Consider the following 1,222-nt stretch of genomic DNA (forward strand, 5'->3'; position numbering starts at 1 on the left):
GTGACCTGCTCCCCGTTGATTAATACACCGCGATGTTAGTAATGTCTTCATAAGTCACATGAGGACGTCCCCATGAAGAAGCGATTTTCCGACGAACAGATCATCAGTATTCTCCGCGAGGCAGAAGCCGGGGTTTCGGCCCGGGAACTCTGCCGCAAGCATGCTATTTCAGACGCCACCTTCTACACCTGGCGCAAGAAGTTTGGCGGCATGGAAGTCCCCGAAGTGAAGCGGCTCAAGTCACTTGAAGAGGAGAATGCCCGCCTCAAGAAGCTGCTCGCTGAAGCCATGCTGGATAAGGAGGCGCTTCAGGTGGCTCTGGGCCGAAAGTTCTGACGACAGACCAGAAGCGGGAAGCCGTGGAAGTCATGTGTGAGGCCGCAGGTCTGTCGCAACGTCGTGCCTGCAGGCTGGCAGGCTTGCCCCTGTCGACCTGCCGTTATTCGGCTCAGCGTCCGGCTGCTGACGCGCTGCTGTCCCTACGCATTACAGAGCTGGCACTTGAACGCCGCCGCTTTGGCTACCGGCGCATCTGGCAGTTACTGCGCCGGGAGGGCCTTCACGTCAACCACAAGCGGGTATACCGCATCTATCATCTCAACGGCCTGGGTGTAAAGCGCAGGCGACGCCGCAAGGGGCTGGCGACTGAGCGGCTTCCGCTTCTTCGTCCGGATGCGCCGAACCTGACATGGTCAATGGATTTTGTCATGGATGCTCTTGCCAGCGGCCGCCGGGTTAAGTGTCTGACCTGCGTGGATGATTTCACGAAGGAGTGTCTGACGATCACCACGGCATTCGGGATTACAGGCGTTCAGGTGACGCGCATTCTGGACAGCATTGCGCTGTTTCGTGGCTATCCTGCAACGATAAGAACCGATCAGGGTCCGGAGTTTACCTGCCGTGCGCTGGATCAATGGGCCTTTGAACATGGTGTTAAGTTGCGCTTAATCCAGCCAGGCAAGCCAACGCAGAACGGATTTATTGAGAGCTTCAATGGCCGCTTTCGGGATGAATGTCTGAATGAACACTGGTTCAGCGATATTCTTCATGCCCGGGAAATCATTAATGACTGGCGGCAGGATTATAACGAGTGTCGACCACATTCATCTCTGGATTACCAGACGCCAGCTGAATTTGCAGCAGGCTGGCGAAACGGGAAATATGAAGAAAAACCAACCGACATTACTAACTGAAGGTTGTATCTAATCCTGGGGGCAGGTCA

Annotated in this window: 1 protein-coding gene; it reads left to right on the forward strand. The window is 55.4% G+C overall.

Annotation, left to right across the window (positions count from 1 at the left end; genetic code table 11):
* The first annotated feature begins 72 nt into the window (after nucleotides 1-72).
* Nucleotides 73-1,193, forward strand: a protein-coding gene (locus JK231_RS25355) for an IS3 family transposase (RefSeq protein ID WP_211729919.1) whose coding sequence is annotated in 2 segments (ribosomal slippage) — nucleotides 73-331 and nucleotides 331-1,193 — 1,122 coding nt in all. Because the reading frame shifts where the segments join, the coding sequence is not laid out codon by codon here.
* The last annotated feature ends 29 nt before the right edge of the window (nucleotides 1,194-1,222 follow it).

The organism is Pantoea sp. JGM49, from assembly GCF_018257655.1.
GTDB lineage: Bacteria > Pseudomonadota > Gammaproteobacteria > Enterobacterales > Enterobacteriaceae > Pantoea > Pantoea communis.